The organism is Microbacterium sp. JAI119, from assembly GCF_013410135.1.
Classification (GTDB): domain Bacteria; phylum Actinomycetota; class Actinomycetes; order Actinomycetales; family Microbacteriaceae; genus Microbacterium; species Microbacterium oxydans.
Genome location: NZ_JACCCK010000001.1, coordinates 613,969 through 631,010, shown reverse-complemented (window position 1 = coordinate 631,010; position 17,042 = coordinate 613,969). Strand labels below are relative to the sequence as shown.

Here is a 17,042-nt window from a genome sequence, read left to right as displayed (position 1 = left end):
AGGTCTAGACCTTTTTGGCCAAAGGTCTACATGACGTCCATCAGGCGCCCGCGCCGTTAGGCTTCCCCCTATGCAGGAAATCCGTGTCGTGATCGTCGATGACGATCCCCTCGTCCGTTCGGCGTTGTCGCACTTCGTTTCACGCGACCCGGAGATCAGCGTGATCGCGCAGGCAGAGGACGGTCTCGAGGCGATCTCCACTGTCGAGCGCGAACAGCCCGACGTCGTGATGATGGACGTGCAGATGCCCGAGATGGACGGCATCGAGGCGACGGGTGTCATCGCCGAGCGATGGCCGCACGTGCGCGTGCTCGCTGTCACCACGCTCGACGGCAGCGACACGGTGCTCCCCATGCTGAGCGCCGGCGCTTCCGGCTACCTGCTCAAGGACTCCAGCGCGGAGGACATCGTCACCGGTGTGCGCGAGGTGCACAGCGGGGCCAGCTCGCTGTCGCCGCGGATCGCTTCGATGCTGATCAAGCACGTCCGCGATTCGACGCCCGTCGCCGCCGACGCCGCCGCGCTCGAACCGCTCACCGAGCGCGAGGTCGAGGTGCTGAACTGCCTCGCGCAGGGGATGTCGAACGCAGAGATCGCGAAGGCACTCATCGTCTCCGAGGGGACGGTGAAGGCACACCTCGGGCGCATGATGTCGAAGTGGCACCTGCGCGACCGCGTGCAGATCCTCGTGACGGCCGCACACGCCGGACTCGTCAGCTTCCGCTGATCACCCACCGCGTTTCAGCGCTATCACGCAGCTGCGGTCTCGCGCTGCCGCGGAACACGCCAGCGACGCTCGGGATCCCACCATGCCGGGCCGCGGACCTGCGGGGTACCTCCCGCCATCCGGATCTCCCACCCCGATCGGTTCAGTGAACGGTGATGCCACCAGCACAGGGGCACGCCGTTGTCCGTATCGGTCGGCCCTCCCCTGGCGTGCTCGACGACGTGGTGGATCTCGCACCATGACGCCGGCACATGGCACCCGGGGATCAGACACTCTCCATCGCGAGCGATGATCGCGCGCCGCTGGTGAACCGTGAACACCCGATCAGTGACGGTCGTGCCGACGATCCGACCGTCGTCGAACAGCACCCGCTGAATGGCGCCCGTGCACGCGGCCTGGGTCGCGACCCCGATCGGCACCGGCGACTGCGAGCCGGCCACGGTCGCCCACCCGGAGCCCGAGACGAGGTCGTCCGCGTCGGCGTGCACCACGAGCGTCGGGGATGCTCCGGCCAGTCGGGGCATGTCTTCGTGACGCGCGGCGATCGCCAGTGCTGCCGCCATGGCGTCGTGCCGCTTCTGCGCGGCGGTGCGCTGTTCGATCACGTTGCGCGGGTCGGAGTTCCACGGATCGGCGTCGGCGACGTCTGCACCGGACTCGGCTCCATCGCCCGATCGCTCGCTCTCCGACCGGAAGGACACGCCCGGCTCTGGCGGGCCATCGGTCTTCGGATTGTTCTGAGCGTCGATGATGAGCTGCAGCTGAGCGGCCACGTCGGGAAGGAGGTTGCCCCGGAGCGGATGCACCCCGTTGCGCAGGCGTCCGATGGTGAGGAATCTCCGATTCCGCGCCTTCGCGTCCGTCGGTTCGGCACCATCCGGATCGAGCAGCTGCGCGAGCAGCATCGCGTACTGCCGGAGGTCGTCAGGGGTGGCGGGCGGCCCTCCACCTTCGGTACCCCCGTCCGCCTCGGGGAGTCCGCGTGCCAGATCGGCCAGCGCAGCATCGGCCGCCACCCGTTCCTCCGACCCGATCCGATCGCCGGCCTGCAGGACCGGCCCGGACGCCGCGAGCACACCGGCCACCCCGATCACGCCGTCGAGCATCGCCTCGCGGATCGCGGGGAAGCGCGCCGGGAGCCGCTCCCCCGTCGTCAGCGCCATCTCGCGCCGAACCGCCTCGGCCGCCTTCACCACCCGAGACGCTCCGGGTGCATCCACCCGCAGCACCCGCTGCAGGAGCTCGTTCATCGATCGGCATCCGGTCGCCTCGGCGAAGCGGGGCTCGGCTGAGGCGGTCGTCTCCACAACGATGGCCTCCACGCGACGAAGCGCCTCGCCAGCGCCGCGGAGCACATCCAGTCGCGCGGCATCGTCGAGTCCGGCGAGCTGTGCGGCGGACAGCACGGCGTCGAGGTCGGCGACGACCCGATCCATAGCTTCCGCGAGGGGGTTCATACGTCCATCCCACACCCCACCACCGACATTGCAGGGTCGGAACAGTCCCGTTCAGAGCTACTTTCCTGGCATTCCGGAATACGCTCGACACCACCCGTCGATCCCGCGTTCAACGGCTCACACGGCGAGGAGGACGATCCCGGTCACCACGACGAGGGATGCCGCGATCCGCCAGCCCCCGCGCGACTCCCGCAGCACGAACACCCCGAACAGACTCACCAGCACCACGCTGACCTCGCGGAGGGGCGCCACCAGCGCCACCGGGGCGATCTGGATCGCGGTCAGCACCAGGATGTACGACAGCGGTGACAGGGCGCCGAACGCGAGGATGCGGCGCCACTGCGTGCGCCAGAGCGCCCCGACCGCGTCCCAGCGCCGACGCACCGCGATCGAGTAGAACGGCACCTGCAACAGCGTCGTGCCCACCATGAAGGCGACCGGCGAGAGGTTCCACGTGCGCACCGCGTGCGCATCCCAGATCGTGTAGACGGCGATCGCGACGCCGGTGAGCACGCCGAAGACGATGCCGGGATCCATCCGCCGGGTGCCGGATCCTCTGCCCCGGTCGACGAGTCCGATGGCGACGACGCCTGCGATCACGGCCGCCACCCCGATCAGCGCGAGCACCGACGGGCGCTCGCCCAGCAGCAGCACGGCCACGATCACCGAGAGGAAGGGTCCGGTGCCGCGGGCCGTCGCGTACACCGTGGAGAGGTTGCCCTCGCGATAGCCGCGCTGGAGCACCGCCATGTAGCCGACGTGGAGCACCGACGAGACGACGACACCGAGGGCGAACGACCACAGATCGTCGGTGCCGAGACCTCCCGTGAACGGCACCGCGCCGATCCAGACCACGGTGCTGGCGACGGCGCCCCACCACAGGAACGGCGCGCCCGCTCTGCTGATGCCGTGCGCGATGATGTTCCACGCCGCGTGGGCGATGGCCGCACCGAAGACGAGGACGAAGGCGAGAGGAGACAAAACAGACCCTTCCGTCCGGCGCACGGCGCGACGAACAGGGTCCTCCGGGCTTTTGTCCTGTCAGATGACGGCTCTCCTGCGGAGGAGAGCCGTGGCGCCGCTCGGACCAGACGGGCGCGAACCCCGGAACCCTAGGCGCTATCGGGACCACCCTAACCCGCCGGGATGAACGGCCGGGAAACAGCGCGGGCGCGGGCCGCCGTCGTGGAGGACGCACGGAGACCCCGACTACGCTCGAAGGACCGCGCTCTCCAGGAAGGTCACGACATGCCCGTCACCCCCGCCGCTCTCGCCCACGCCGAGGACCTCGCCGATTTCGTCGCCACCTCCCCGTCGAGCTACCACGCGGCGGCGGAAGTCGCCCGACGGCTCGAGGCTGCGGGCTTCCACCGGCTGCACGAGGAGGACGCCTGGCCGACGACCGGTGGACGCTTCGTCGTCGTGCGCGACGGGGCGGCGATCGCCTGGGTCGTCCCCGAGGATGCTGCGGCCACGACGCCCGTGCAGATCTTCGGCGCGCACACCGACTCCCCGGGCTTCAAGCTCAAGCCGCAGCCGACGACCGGCTCACGGGGCTGGCTGCAGGCCGCCGTCGAGGTGTACGGCGGACCGCTGCTGAACTCCTGGCTCGACCGCGAGCTGCGCCTCGCCGGGCGACTGGCACTGGCCGACGGCCGTGTCGTGCTGGCGGACACCGGAGCTCTGCTGCGTCTGCCGCAGCTGGCGATCCACCTCGACCGCGGTGTGAACAACGGCCTCGCCCTCGACAAGCAGACCGAGACCCAGCCGGTGTGGGGACTCGGCGACCCGACCGAGGCCGACATCCTCGCCGAGCTCGCCTCCTCCGCCGGCGTCTCGGCCTCCGACGTCCGCGGCTACGACGTGGTGATCGCCGATTCCGCCCGCGGTGCGGTGTTCGGCAAGGACAACGCGTTCTTCGCGTCGGGGCGCCTCGACGACCTCGCCTCGGTGCACGCCGGCGTGGTGGCCCTCGAGGCGCACGCCCCTGCCGCCGGAGCACCCATCGCGGTGCTCGCCGCCTTCGACCACGAGGAACTGGGTTCGGAGTCGCGCTCCGGCGCGGCGGGCCCCTTCCTCGAAGACGTGCTCGAACGCGTGTACGCCGGCCTCGGCGCCGACGGATCCGCACGCCGCCAGGCCTACGCGTCGTCGTGGTGCCTGTCGAGCGATGTCGGACACTCGGTGCACCCGAACTACGCCGCCAAGCACGACCCCGTGGTGCAGCCGGTGCTCGGATCGGGACCGATCCTGAAGATCAACGCCAACCAGCGCTACGCCACGGATGCGGTCGGCACGGCATCGTGGCGTTCCTGGTGCGAGCGCGCCGGGGTCACGACGCAGGAGTTCGTATCCAACAACAGCGTGCCGTGCGGTTCGACCATCGGCCCGATCACGGCGACCAGGCTCGGCATCCGTACGGTCGACGTGGGCATCCCCATCCTGTCCATGCACTCCGCGCGAGAGCTCGCAGGGGTCTCGGACCTGCACGATCTGACCCGCACAGCGCAGTCCTTCTTCGCCGGCTAGGCCCCCGCCGGCTGCACACCGCGGCGGGGCCGCCGCCGAAACCGCCTGCGACCGCCTCGGCAGTGCCAGGATGTGAGCATGACGGACATCAAGCCGGCCCTCATCGAGCGTGCGGGCATCGAGATCATCCCCGAATCCGAGCGGACAGCGAAGCCGCGAGACCTGTTCTGGCCGTGGTTCGCCGCGAACGTGTCGGTGTTCGGCATGTCGTACGGGTCGTTCGTCCTCGGCTTCGGCATCTCGTTCTGGCAGGCGACGATCGTCTCGGTCATCGGCATCGTCGTGTCGTTCCTGCTCTGCGGGCTCATCGCGATCGCCGGCAAGCGCGGCTCCGCGCCGACGATGGTGCTCTCGCGGGCGGCCTTCGGCGTGCAGGGTCAGAAGGTGCCGGGCATCGTCTCGTGGCTCACCTCGATCGGCTGGGAGACGTTCCTCGCGATCATGGCCGTGCTCGCCACCGCCACCGTGATCACCCAGCTCGGAGGTGATGGAGACAGCATCGCGCTCAAGATCGTCGCCACCGTGATCGTCGCAGCGCTGATCGTCACGGCGTCCGTGCTCGGCTATCACACGATCATGAAGCTGCAGTCGGTGCTCACGTGGATCACCGGTGTCGTGACCGTGCTCTACATCGTGCTCGCCGCTCCGCAGGTGGACCTCGCGGTCGTGCTGGCCCGACCCGACGGCGGCGTCGGCCAGGTGATCGGCGCGCTCGTCATGGTGATGACCGGGTTCGGTCTCGGCTGGATCAACATCGCCGCCGACTGGTCGCGCTATCAGAAGCGCACCGCATCGGACGGGGCGATCGTCGCCTGGAACACGATCGGCGGATCGGTGGCACCGGTGATCCTCGTGGTGTTCGGCCTGCTCCTGGGCGGCTCCGACGAAGACCTCATGAACGCGATCGCCGCCGACCCCATCGGCGCGCTCGCCTCGATCCTGCCCGTATGGGTGCTCGTCCCGTTCCTGCTCACCGCGGTACTCGCCCTCGTCTCGGGCGCGGTGCTGGGCATCTACTCCTCCGGGCTCACGCTGCTCAGCCTCGGCATCCGGATCCCCCGCCCGTCCGCCGCAGCGATCGACGGGGTCATCCTCACGGTCGGCACGATCTTCGTGGTGTTCTTCGCGACCGACTTCCTCGGACCGTTCCAGAGCTTCCTGATCACGCTCGGCGTGCCCCTCGCCTCGTGGGCCGGCATCCTCATCGCCGACATCCTGCGCCGCCGGAAGGACTACGACGAAGAGGCACTGTTCGACCAGCGCGGACGCTACGGCGCGTGGGACTGGACCTCGATCGGCACGATGGTCGTCACCAGCGTGATCGGCTGGGGCCTGGTCGTGAACAACTTCGCCGAGGACGCAGCCTGGAACAACTGGCAGGGCTACCTGCTGTTCCTCATCGGCGGCCGCGACGGCGAGTGGGCCTATGCGAACCTCGGAGTGTTCTTCGCGCTGGTGCTCTCGTTCCTCGTGACGTACTTCGCGAGGGCGGCGAAGATCCGGCAGCAGGAGGCCGCGTGAATGCGTCCGCGACCACCGACACCTGGCTCGTGGTGATCGATCCGCAGACCATCTTCGCCGCGCCGGATTCCGCCTGGGGGTCGCCGTTCTTCCCCGAGGTGATGCCCCGCATCCGCGCCCTGGCCGACGCGTTCGGCGATCGCGTGCTCGTGACCCGCTGGATGCCGACCGCCGACCGGACGACGTCGTGGGGTGCGTACTTCGACGCCTGGCCCTTCGCGGACCAACCGCCGAGCGATCCCCTGTTCGCCCTCGTCCCCGACGCCGAGGCGCTCTCGCCGCACCCGAGCATCGACCTGCCGACGTTCGGCAAGTGGGGTCCGGAGCTCGAGGGGACCATCGGACGCGGCGGGCACGTCGTGCTCGCTGGCGTCTCGACCGACTGCTGCGTGATCTCGACCGCGCTGGCCGCCGCCGACGCGGGCGCACACGTGACGATAGCGGCCGACGCCTGTGCCGGTTCGACCGCGGAGAATCACGCCGCCGCCCTGCGGGTGATGAGTCTCTACCCCCCGCAGATCACGATGAGTGACACCGCGACGGTGCTCGCGGCTCACTGACCCGCGCCGACCTGACCGCGGCGCCTCAGGCGGAAGCGCGGACCGCTGCGGCGATGTCGGAGGGGGAACCGTGCCAGGGCGCTCCGTGCCCCGGCAGCACCCACGCCGCCGACACGTCGGCGAGACGGTCGAGCGAGGCCAGCGCCTCCGCGGGCTCGTCGGTGAACGGTGCGGGTTGGGCGCCGGTGCGACCGGTGAGCACGTGACGGGTCGTCAGAGCATCGCCGACGAACACCGCGTCGACGGCGGGGACGTGCACCGCGATGCTCCCCGGCGAATGGCCGGGCATCCCGAGCACGACCGGCGCGCCCGGAAGGTCGATCACATCGCCGTCTGTCACCTCGGTCACGACCGACACGTGTGGCGTGCGCAGCGCGTTCTTGCGGAGCCCGTACGTGAGGAACCCGAGCGTCGGTCCGATCTTGGCCGGCCCCATGGGGGTCTTGGGCTTCTCGCCGGTGCGCACCCGATGGCTGTCGGCCTCGTGGATGAACACCGGTGCCCCGACCTCCTTCCGCAGCCGTTCGGCGAAGCCGATGTGGTCGCCGTCGCCGTGCGTCAACACGAGACCGCGGATATCGGACAGAGGGCGCCCGATCGTCGAGAGCTCGCGCTGCAGATCGTGCCAGTGCCCGGGGAGACCGGCGTCGATCAGCGTGATCCCCTCCGGCAGGTCGATGAGGTAGGAGGCGACGATGTCGTTGCCCAGTCGGTGCAGGTGCGGTGCGAGCTTCATGGCTGATCCTCTCGGGATGATTGCGATGGCTACGATACGTAGCTATCATGGCTAATGTCAATAGCCATGGCTGTCAGCAGCCGTCACAGGAGGATCGATGCCGACACCCGAACGCACATCCACCGAGGAGATCGTCGCCGCCGGGCGGGAGATCCTCGAGGTCGCCGGTCCCTCCGGGCTCACGATGCAGGCCGTCGCAGAACGGGTGGGGGTCCGCGCCCCCTCGCTGTACAAGCGCGTGCGAGACCGTGACGCACTGCATTCCGCCGTCGCCGCAGCCTCGATCGACGCGCTCACCGCACGTCTCGAAGCCGCGGGCGACGACATCGGTGCGCTCGCGCACGCCTATCGCGACTTCGCGCACCGGCATCCGGAGGGCTTCCGCCTCATGTTCACGATCGCGGCCCCGCACGATGCCCTCGAACGGTCAGCCGCGCCCCTGATCCGCACCGCCTCCGCCCTGGTCGGGCAGGAAGACGCCCTCGACGCCGCGCGCTTCTTCACGGCGTGGGCCACGGGTTTCCTGCAGATGGAGCTGTCCGGGGCGTTCCGCCTCGGCGGCGACGTCGATCGTGCCTTCGAGTACGGCCTGCACCGTCTGCTGGCCGGAATCACCGCCTGACCTGCCCACGCTGCAGGTCGAGTCCGCCTCGCCTACCTCATGGTGTCGAGGATGCCGACGAGGTCTTCGAACGTGGTGAGCGGATTCAGGATCGCGAAGCGCGTGTTCGGACGACCGGCGTGGGAGCTGGGCACCACGAAGGCCCGCTGCGAGTCGAGCAGGGCGGCCGACCAGCGGTCGTAGTCGGCGCGCTCCCATCCCTCGCGCTCGAACACCACGATCGACAGCTGCGGGTCGCGCACCAGCTTCAGTTCGGAGCGTCGGGCGATCTCGTCGGCGATCCGCCGGGTCAGAGCGAGACCGGCGCTCACGGCCTCGCGGTATGCCGTCACGCCGTACGTCGCGACCGAGAACCACATCGGCAGACCGCGCGGTCGACGAGTGAGCTGGATCGAATAGTCCGAGGGACTGAACTCGTCGACGTCGGTCAGGATGTCGAGGTACTCGGCGTGCTGCGTGTGCGCCCGACGTCCGCTGTCGGGGTCGCGGTAGATCAGGGCACAGCAGTCGAACGGAGCGAACAGCCACTTGTGCGGGTCGACGATGACCGAGTCGGCGCGCTCCACACCCGCGAACAGGTGCCGAGCCTCCGGGGCCAGCATGGCCGTGAGGCCGTAGGCGCCGTCGATGTGCAGCCAGAAGTCGAACTCGTCCTTGAGTGCAGCGATGCCGGCGATGTCGTCGACGATGCCGAAGTTCGTCGATCCCCCGGTCGCGACCACCGCGCAGATCTCGTCCCCGTGCTCGGCCAGCGCCTCGCGGACGCCCTCGGCACGCAGCACGCCGTCCTCTCCCGCCGGCACCAGCAGCACGTCGGCATCCATCACGCGCGCGGCCGACTTGTTCGAGGAGTGCGCCTCGACGCTGCAGAGGATCTTCCACCGGCTCGGCAGTTCCCTCCCCGCCGCGACCAGACGGGCTTTCGCCGCCTCACGGGCGGCCACCAGCGCCGAGAGGTTCCCGATCGTGCCGCCCTGCACGAAGACGCCACCGGCCGTGTCGGGGAGCCCGAACTCGCCGGCCAACCACGACAGCACCTCGTTCTCGGCGTGCACGGCCCCGGCCCCTTCGAGCCAGCTGCCGCCGTAGAGCCCGGAGGCCGACACGACGAGGTCGAAGGCGATGGCGGCCATGGTCGGCGCCGTCGGGATGAACGACAGGTACAGCGGATGACTCGTCGTCAGGCAGGCCGGGGCGAGCACATGCTCGAACACGCTGAGCGCCCGCGCCGCCCCCAACCCCGCGTCCGTGATGGTCGGCCCGACGAGGCGGTTCAGCTCGGCCTCGGACTGCGGCTTGTCGAGCGGCACATCGGCGGCGAGCATGCGACGACGCGAGTAGTCGAGCACGGCATCGACGATCGCGGTCGATTCGGGCGAGGCCGCGTGCATGCGCACAGCATCCATGGGCGTTCCTTTACTTGTCATCAGGTCAGGAGTCATCAGGTCAGGAGTCAGCAGGTCGGGAGTCAGAGGATCGAGCACCGACGAGGGCATCGGGGGCGGCACTGTCCAGCACGGCGGACAGTGCGCGCCTGGCGAGGTCGGCACGGTCGCGTGGGGCCCACTTCACCAGCGAGTGCGCGTTCATGCCGTCGACCATCGCGAGCAGCAGCCATGCGGCCGTGTCGGCGCGACCCGCTTCGATCGCCCCGTCGGCGGCTGCGCGGGCGAAGATCCCCTCGAGCGCGCTCTGCCATCCGTCCATCTCCTGCCGCACACGGGCGGCGAGCGCCTCGTTGCGGGCACCGAGCGCCCACGCCTGCACCCAGATGAGGGTGACGTCGTCGCGGTCGGCGTCGAGAAGGGTCTCGATCAGGCGCAGCAGACCACCGCGCAACTCAGCGGCGTCCAGCTCAGCGGCGTCGTGGAACGGGCGGTCGTCGAAGGCGGAGATCACCTCTTCGCGCTCGGCCGCCACGATCGATCCGAAGACGTCGGCGACGAAGGCGTCCATCCCCGGTCGGTAGTGCGCGACGAGGGCGGGGGTGACACCCACTCTGGCGGCGATCGCACGGACGGTCAGGCTCTCCAGACCGCTTTCGCGGGCAAGGCCGAGCGCCCCCTCGAGGATCGAGTGATCGCGCTCCTGCGGCGACATCCGCCGAGCGGTCGCACCTGTTGACGTCGTCTTCATCAGGGGTTACCGTAACACCTGTTGATCGCATGTTCAATAGTCGGACCGGCCGCACGAGGAGACCACGATGAGCTGGCGCATGCCCACCGAGACCGCACGTCACGAGCGCACGTGGATGGCGTTCCCCGCGGAGGGAGAGACTCTCGGCGACACCGCAGCGGCGCGCGAAGAGGGCTATGCCACCTGGACCGCTGTCGCTCATGCCGTCGCCGAGTTCGAGCCCGTCTCGATGCTGGTCGACCCGAGCGAGCTCGCCAGGGCGCGGCGCATGCTCAGCAGCGGCATCGACATCGTGGAAGCACCCGTCGACGAGTTCTGGATGCGCGACTCAGGGCCCACGTTCGTGGTCGACGACGAGCGTCCTGGTGTCCTCGGAGCGGTCGACTGGATCTTCAACGGGTGGGGCGCCCCGGAATGGGCGGAGTGGCGGAAGGCCGCACAGCACGCACGCATCGTGGCCGGCGCCGTCGGGGCCGAGCTGGTGAGCTCCGCCCTGGTGAACGAGGGGGGCGGCATCCACGTCGACGGAGAGGGCACTGTGCTCCTCACCGAGACCGTGCAGCTCGACCCCCGCCGCAATCCTTACGCCGACAAGCAGCGGGTGGAGGCCGAGATGTCCCGCACGCTCGGCGCCACGAAAGCGATCTGGCTCCCCCGGGGGCTCACGCGCGACTACGACGACTTCGGCACCAACGGCCATGTCGACATCGTCGCCACCATCGCCTGCCCCGGGCGACTGCTGCTGCACGACCAGCAGAACCCCGACCACCCCGACCACGCCGTCACCCGCGAGCTGCGTGCCCTGCTCTCGGAGCAGACGGATGCCGCCGGGCGCCGCTTCGAGGTGATCGGGCTGCCCGCTCCGTCGATGCTGAGCGACGACGAGGGTCCCGTCGACTGGAGCTACGTCAACCACCTCGTCACGAACGACGGCGTGGTGGCGTGCGGCTTCGGCGATGACAAGGCCGATGCCGCAGCACGTGAGATCCTCGCCGACGCCTACCCCGGACGCCGGGTGGTCACGGTGGATGCACGTCCGCTGTTCGACCGCGGCGGTGGCATCCACTGCATCACCCAGCAGCAGCCGGCGCTCGACGGACTCCGCTGATGGTCGACGTGGTCGAGGCGTCCATCGCCGACCTGCGCCGCGCCCTCGAGACAGGGGAGACGACGGCCGTCGCGCTGGTCGACGCGTATCTCGCACGCATCGCCGCGTACGACGCCCCCGCCACCGAGACCGCCCTGAACGCGGTCGTCGTCACGAACGCGGATGCACGGGACGAGGCCGCGGCCTCTGACGCACGCCGCGCCAGGGGCGAGGCTCGCGGTCCCCTCGACGGCATCCCGTACACCGCGAAGGACAGCTACCTCGTACGCGGGCTCACGGCCGCCGCAGGGAGCCCGGCATTCGCACAGCTCGTCGCTCAGCGCGACGCCTTCACGATCGAACGACTGCGCGCGGGGGGAGCGATCTGCCTCGGGCTGACGAACATGCCCCCGATGGCGAACGGCGGCATGCAGCGCGGTGTCTACGGCCGAGCCGAGAGCCCCTACAACGCCGCCTTCCTCACGGCCCCCTTCGCCTCGGGGTCGTCGAACGGATCAGGCACGGCGACGGCGGCGAGCTTCGCGGCCTTCGGACTCGGCGAGGAGACCTGGTCGAGCGGACGCGGGCCGGCCACCAACAATGCGCTGTGCGCCTACACACCCTCCCGCGGGGTGATCTCGACCCGCGGCAATTGGCCTCTCGTGCCGACCATGGACGTCGTGGTGCCGCACACCCGCACCATGGCGGACCTCCTCGAGGTGCTCGACGTGATCGTGGCCGACGATGCGGAGGTCCGTGGCGACTTCTGGCGCGCGCAGCCGTGGGTGCAGCTGCCCGCCGCATCCTCCCTCCGGCCGGAGTCGTATCCGGCGCTCGCGACGGAATCCGCCCTCCCCCTCGTCGGCGCCCGCATCGGCATCCCCCGGATGTACATCAACGCCGACCCGGATGCCGGCAGTGCCGAGAATCCCGGAGTCGGCGGCCCGACGGGCCGGCGCATCGAGACACGGGCGAGCATCATCGAACGCTGGGAGGCGGCGCGCCACGATCTCACCGCCGCGGGAGCGACCGTGGTCGAGGTGGACTTCCCCGTCGTCTCGAATTACGAGGGCGACCGACCGGGCGCACACATTATCGCCACCCGCGGCCTCGTGTCACCCGAATACCTGCACCGCGAGATCGTCGACCTCTCGGCATGGGCGTGGGAGGACTTCCTCCGGGCGAACGGCGATCCGGCCCTGCACTCGCTCACCGAGATCGACGGGGCGACGATCTTCCCGCATCCGGACGGCGCACTCCCCGACCGCTACACGGGCTTCGACGACGACATCGCCGAGTACCCCGGTTGGGTGCGCGACAACCCCGGCGTCGGGATCGCGGACATGCCCGAGCTCGAAAGCGGTCTGCGCGGCCTGGAGGAGACGCGTCGCCGCGACCTCGAAGTCTGGATGGACGTGCTGCGGCTCGATGCCGTCGTGTTCCCCGCGGTCGCGGATGTGGGCCCGGCTGACATGGACGTGAACCCGGAATCGGCCGACCTCGGGTGGCGCAACGGCGTGTGGATCGCGAACGGCAACCTCGCGATACGGCACCTCGGCATCCCGACGGTCACGGTGCCGATGGGGCTGATGGGCGATATCGGCATGCCGATCGGGCTGACGTTCGCGGGACGGGCCTACGACGACACGAGGCTGCTGCGCTTCGCCGCGGCATTCGAGGCTCTCGGCCGACCGGGCACACGGCGCACGCCGCCGCCCCGCACTCCCGCGCTCTGAATCCCGGAGGCATGACATAACACTCCTGTGACGCTCGCCACGAAAGTGATATGTTCGGCAGATGCACACCGAGAACGAACGCGCCCTCGAATCCGGCATCGTCACCGATCTGTCTGGGCGCATGACGTACGGCTCGTACCTGGCACTCGACCAGCTGCTCACCGCGCAGCACCCGGTGAGCGAACCCGAACACCACGACGAGATGCTGTTCATCATCCAGCACCAGACCACGGAGCTGTGGCTCAAGCAGCTGCTGCACGAGCTGTCGTCCGCGCGTCAGCTGCTGGCCAGGGACGACCTGCGCGAAGCCCTGAAGCGCATCGCCCGCGTGAAACGCATCCAGGACGTGATGACGCAGCAGTGGTCGGTGCTCGCGACGCTGACGCCCACCGAGTACGCGCAGTTCCGTGGGGCGCTCGGCAACTCTTCCGGATTCCAGTCCGTGCAGTACCGCGCCGTGGAGTTCGCCCTCGGCAACAAGAACGCGAAGATGTTGAGTGTGTTCGCCGACCACCCGGCCAACCTCGCGCTGCTCACCGCCGAGTGGGAGAAGCCGACGCTGTACGACGAGTTCCTGCGCTTCGCCGCCCGCCGCGGACTGCCGGTCCCGACGGAGATCCTCGAGCGTGACGTGCGGGAGCCCTATCGGGAGACACCGGCACTGGTGCCGGCGATCCGCGAGATCTACCAGGACCCGAGCCGTTACTGGGATCTGTACGAGGCCTGCGAAGACCTGGTCGACCTCGAGGACAACTTCCAGTTCTGGCGGTTCCGACACCTCAAGACCGTCGCTCGCACGATCGGCATGAAGGTCGGCACCGGCGGCTCCAGCGGCGTCGGCTTCCTGCAGCGCGCCCTGGATCTGACGTTCTTCCCCGAGCTCTACACCGTGCGCACGGAGATCGGCAGCTGATGCACGCTGCGACGTTCTTCGACGGGAGCGCGTGGCGCGAGGGCGTCGTCGAGCTCGTCGACGGGCGTGTGCGCCTGCGTGATGAGCGCCCCGCCCCCGGACTCCCCCGCATCGGAGGTGTCATCACGGGCGGATTCACCGACCACCACGTGCACCTGCAGCTGGTGGACCACACTCTGCTGGCAGGGTCTCGCCTCGGCCGCGTGGTCGACCTCGGCGGAAACCCCGAGGTGCTGCGTCAGCTCACGCCCACCGCCCGGCGCCACGTCGAGATCGACTTCGCCGGGGCGTTCCTGACCGCTCCTGGTGGCTATCCCTCCGACCGGGACTGGGCGCCGGAGGGATCGGTCCGCGAGATCACGGACGCGGACTCTGCCGCAGCCACGGTCTCCGGGATGGCGGATGCGGGTGCCACCTGCATCAAGGTCACCAGCAACAGCGGCGCAGGGCCGGTCTTCACCGACGAGCTGTTCCGCGCGATCGTCCGGGTCGCGGCCGACCACGACCTCCCCGTCGTCGCGCACGCCGAAGGTGCGGGTGAAGCGCAGCGGGTGGTCGCTCTCGGCGCAGCCGGGCTCGCCCACGCCCCGTTCACGGAGCGCCTCGACGATGACGAGATCGTGCGTCAGGCGGCCTCCGCCTCGTGGATCTCGACGCTTGCGATCCACGACGACCCCGAGCGTGCGACCGCGATCGACAACGTGCGCCGGTTCCACGCCGCGGGCGGCACCGTGCTCTACGGCACCGACCTGGGCAACGGACCGATGCCTGTCGACCTGAACCCGCACGAGGTCGGTGCCCTTCGCGAGGCCGGAGTCGACGACGCGGCCCTCCTGCGAGCGCTCGCCCCCGTGGATCCGCTCGACTCCGGATCGGTGCTCCTGCTCTTCCCCGTCAGCAGCTCCTCGTCGTTCGACCCCCTCGACGCCCGCCCCCTCACCCCCGCCGACCTGAAGGTGTGACATGACCACGACTCCCGACGCCTCCCTGCTCGATCACGCTCGCGCCCTCGATGGGAACGACCCGCTGCGCGCTCACCTCGACGCCTTCTCAGAGGCACCGGGCGTCGACGCGTATCTCGACGGCAACTCGCTCGGGCGCCCGCTGCGCGACATGCCGGAGAAGCTCGCGACCTTCGTGCGCGACGACTGGGGCACGCGGTTGATCCGGTCCTGGGACGAGCAGTGGATGGCGCTGCCGATGGAGCTGGGGGACCGCATCGGACACGTCGCGCTGGGCGCCGCGGCCGGCCAGACCGTGGTGGCCGACTCGACGAGCGTGCTGATCTACAAGCTCATGCGTGCCGCCGCTGCCGCCGACCCCGCGCGCACCGAGCTCGTGATCGAGGCGGGCAACTTCCCCACCGACCGCTTCCTCGCCGAAGGCGTCGCGGCGGAGACCGGGATGACGCTGCGCTGGATCGAGCCCGACCCCGTGCACGGGGTGTCGGTCACCGATGTCGAGGCCGTCCTCTCCGAGCGCACCGCCCTGGTGTCGCTGAGCCACGTCGACTACCGCTCCGGGGCTCTGGCCGACATGCCGGGCATCACCGCGGCTGCGCACGGCGTCGGCGCCCTGATGATGTGGGACCTGTGCCACTCGGCCGGCGTGATCCCGATGCAGCTCGACGAGTGGGGTGTCGACATGGCCGTGGGCTGCACCTACAAGTACCTGAACGGCGGGCCGGGCTCGCCCGCCTTCGCCTACCTGCGCCGCGGTCTCCAGGGCGTGCTGCGTCAGCCGATCCAGGGATGGTGGAGTGCGGCGGACATCTTCGCGATGGGACCGGAGTACGTGCCTTCCGGCGACATCCGCCAGCTGCTCAGCGGCACCCCTCCCGTCATCTCGATGCTGGCCATGCAGGGAATGCTCGACCTCATCGAGCAGTCCACGATCGCGGGCGTCCGGGCCAAGTCGCAGTCGTTGACGGATCTCGCGGTCCGCGCCTACGACGAGGTGCTCGCTCCCCTCGGCGTCCGCCTGCTCAGCCCTCGCGACGCCGAGCAGCGGGGTGGCCACGTGACGATCGGTCACCCGGACTTCCGCGAGGTCACGCGGCGGCTGTGGTCCGACGGCATCATCCCCGACTTCCGGTTCCCGGACGGCATCCGCCTGGGTCTCTCCCCCCTGAGCACCTCGCACGTCGAGACCGTCACCGGTGTGCTCGCCGTACGCGATGCGCTGGAGTCCGGTGACCTCTGACATCGCTCCCACCCCCGTGCTCGACGACATCGACGCACGCCCCGGCAGCATCGCCTCGTTGCTGCGGACCTTCATCGGCGTCTTCCTCCGTCCGCTCGGTGGGTGGATCTCCGCTGCCGACCTGGTCGCGTTCGCCGGTGACCTCGGCATCGACGCTGCCGCGGCGCGCACGGGTATCGCACGCCTGAAGCAGAAGGGGCTGCTGCTCGGCGCACGGGAGGGGCAGATCGGCTACCGGCTCAACCCGGCGGCGATCCCGATGCTGGAGCGCGGCGACAGGCGCATCTTCGAGATGCAGGAGATGACCGACGCCGACCCCTGGTGCCTGGTGTCGTTCTCGATCCCGGAGAGCGCCAGGAGCGTGCGCCACCAGTTGCGGCGAAGACTGCAGTGGATCGGAGCGGGCATCGTGTCCCCCGCCCTGTGGATCTGCCCCGGCCACCTTCAGGCCGAGGTGGAGCAGATCCTCGACGACCTCGACGCGCGTCGGTGGGCGACGCTGTTCCCCGCATCGGCTCCGCTGCCCGCCGGCACCCTGGTCGACGCGGCAGCGCAGTGGTGGGATCTGGAGGCGCTGCGCGAGGAGCACCTCGCCTTCCAGAACTCCCTCACGACGCTGCCCCGCGAGCCGTTCGCCGCGTACGTGCAGCTGATCGACCGCTGGCGGGTGCTGCCATACACCGACCCGGGGCTTCCCCCGTCGATGCTGCCGCCCGGCTGGCCCGGCCGTCGCAGCTTCGACGAGTTCGCGCGTCGGTCGGCGGAGCTGGCGGCACCCGCCTGGGCGCACGTGCGATCGAGGGTGTCCTAGCCCGT

At 69.8% G+C, this 17,042-nt stretch carries 16 protein-coding genes; 11 read left to right on the top strand and 5 right to left on the bottom strand.

Translation table 11 applies throughout. The features are described 5' to 3' along the window. The first annotated feature begins 70 nt into the window (after window positions 1-70). Complete coding sequence (locus HDC31_RS02995) at window positions 71-727, top strand: response regulator transcription factor (RefSeq protein WP_218867291.1); 657 nt, start codon at window positions 71-73, stop codon at window positions 725-727. Window positions 728-750: 23 nt separating this feature from the next. On the opposite strand, the gene HDC31_RS02990 is transcribed toward HDC31_RS02995, so the two are convergent. Both HDC31_RS02990 and HDC31_RS02985 read right to left on the bottom strand, forming a co-directional pair. Continuing rightward, a complete protein-coding gene (locus tag HDC31_RS02990; protein ID WP_113681488.1) occupies window positions 751-2,184 on the bottom strand; it encodes an HNH endonuclease signature motif containing protein in 1,434 nt (477 codons plus the stop codon). Window positions 2,185-2,301: 117 nt separating this feature from the next. Continuing rightward, complete coding sequence (locus tag HDC31_RS02985) at window positions 2,302-3,165, bottom strand: EamA family transporter (protein WP_113681489.1); 864 nt, start codon at window positions 3,163-3,165, stop codon at window positions 2,302-2,304. Between the two features lie 267 nt (window positions 3,166-3,432). Here HDC31_RS02985 and HDC31_RS02980 point away from each other — a divergent pair, with 267 nt between their 5' ends. The 3 genes from HDC31_RS02980 to HDC31_RS02970 all read left to right on the top strand — a co-directional run bounded on the left by HDC31_RS02980 (window position 3,433) and on the right by HDC31_RS02970 (window position 6,794). Beyond that, complete coding sequence (locus HDC31_RS02980; protein ID WP_179515807.1) at window positions 3,433-4,713, top strand: M18 family aminopeptidase; 1,281 nt, start codon at window positions 3,433-3,435, stop codon at window positions 4,711-4,713. 78 nt (window positions 4,714-4,791) lie between these two features. Next, window positions 4,792-6,234 carry a cytosine permease gene (locus HDC31_RS02975; protein WP_061015727.1) on the top strand — a complete coding sequence of 481 codons (1,443 nt, stop codon included), beginning with the start codon at window positions 4,792-4,794 and terminating at the stop codon, window positions 6,232-6,234. Then, entirely contained in the window at window positions 6,231-6,794 is a 564-nt protein-coding gene (locus HDC31_RS02970; protein ID WP_113680647.1) for a cysteine hydrolase family protein, read from the top strand. Before HDC31_RS02975 ends, HDC31_RS02970 begins: the two co-directional genes overlap by 4 nt. 25 nt (window positions 6,795-6,819) lie before the next feature. Here HDC31_RS02970 and HDC31_RS02965 read toward each other — a convergent pair whose 3' ends face one another. Next, entirely contained in the window at window positions 6,820-7,530 is a 711-nt protein-coding gene (locus HDC31_RS02965; RefSeq protein ID WP_046747725.1) for an MBL fold metallo-hydrolase, read from the bottom strand. Between the two features lie 97 nt (window positions 7,531-7,627). Here HDC31_RS02965 and HDC31_RS02960 point away from each other — a divergent pair, with 97 nt between their 5' ends. Then, a complete protein-coding gene (locus HDC31_RS02960) occupies window positions 7,628-8,152 on the top strand; it encodes a TetR/AcrR family transcriptional regulator (RefSeq protein WP_058632351.1) in 525 nt (174 codons plus the stop codon). 32 nt (window positions 8,153-8,184) lie between these two features. Here HDC31_RS02960 and HDC31_RS02955 read toward each other — a convergent pair whose 3' ends face one another. Next, complete coding sequence (locus tag HDC31_RS02955; RefSeq protein WP_179515806.1) at window positions 8,185-9,558, bottom strand: pyridoxal-dependent decarboxylase; 1,374 nt, start codon at window positions 9,556-9,558, stop codon at window positions 8,185-8,187. A 40-nt stretch (window positions 9,559-9,598) separates the two neighbouring features. After that, complete coding sequence (locus HDC31_RS02950) at window positions 9,599-10,288, bottom strand: TetR/AcrR family transcriptional regulator (protein ID WP_113680948.1); 690 nt, start codon at window positions 10,286-10,288, stop codon at window positions 9,599-9,601. A gap of 67 nt (window positions 10,289-10,355) precedes the next feature. Between HDC31_RS02950 and HDC31_RS02945 the strand changes: the two genes are divergently transcribed. The 6 genes from HDC31_RS02945 (at window position 10,356) to HDC31_RS02920 (ending at window position 17,037) form a co-directional block, all read left to right on the top strand. Further along, the gene (locus HDC31_RS02945; protein ID WP_179515805.1) at window positions 10,356-11,396 is read left to right on the top strand and encodes an agmatine/peptidylarginine deiminase; all 1,041 of its coding nucleotides are present in this window, start codon (window positions 10,356-10,358) and stop codon (window positions 11,394-11,396) included. Next, window positions 11,396-13,111: an amidase gene (locus tag HDC31_RS02940; RefSeq protein ID WP_113680949.1), complete on the top strand. Its 1,716-nt coding sequence runs from the start codon at window positions 11,396-11,398 to the stop codon at window positions 13,109-13,111. Before HDC31_RS02945 ends, HDC31_RS02940 begins: the two co-directional genes overlap by 1 nt. 61 nt (window positions 13,112-13,172) lie before the next feature. Continuing rightward, window positions 13,173-14,024, top strand: coding sequence for a tryptophan 2,3-dioxygenase (locus HDC31_RS02935; RefSeq protein WP_058632347.1), 852 nt, complete (start codon window positions 13,173-13,175; stop codon window positions 14,022-14,024). Continuing rightward, window positions 14,024-14,986, top strand: coding sequence for a hydrolase (locus tag HDC31_RS02930; RefSeq protein ID WP_113680950.1), 963 nt, complete (start codon window positions 14,024-14,026; stop codon window positions 14,984-14,986). The genes HDC31_RS02935 and HDC31_RS02930 overlap by 1 nt, the downstream gene beginning before the upstream one ends. 1 nt (window position 14,987) lies before the next feature. Continuing rightward, on the top strand, window positions 14,988-16,226 hold the full coding sequence (locus HDC31_RS02925; RefSeq protein WP_179515804.1) for a kynureninase: 1,239 nt from the start codon (window positions 14,988-14,990) through the stop codon (window positions 16,224-16,226). Then, window positions 16,216-17,037: a PaaX family transcriptional regulator C-terminal domain-containing protein gene (locus HDC31_RS02920; protein ID WP_113680951.1), complete on the top strand. Its 822-nt coding sequence runs from the start codon at window positions 16,216-16,218 to the stop codon at window positions 17,035-17,037. Before HDC31_RS02925 ends, HDC31_RS02920 begins: the two co-directional genes overlap by 11 nt. Window positions 17,038-17,042 lie beyond the last annotated feature (5 nt).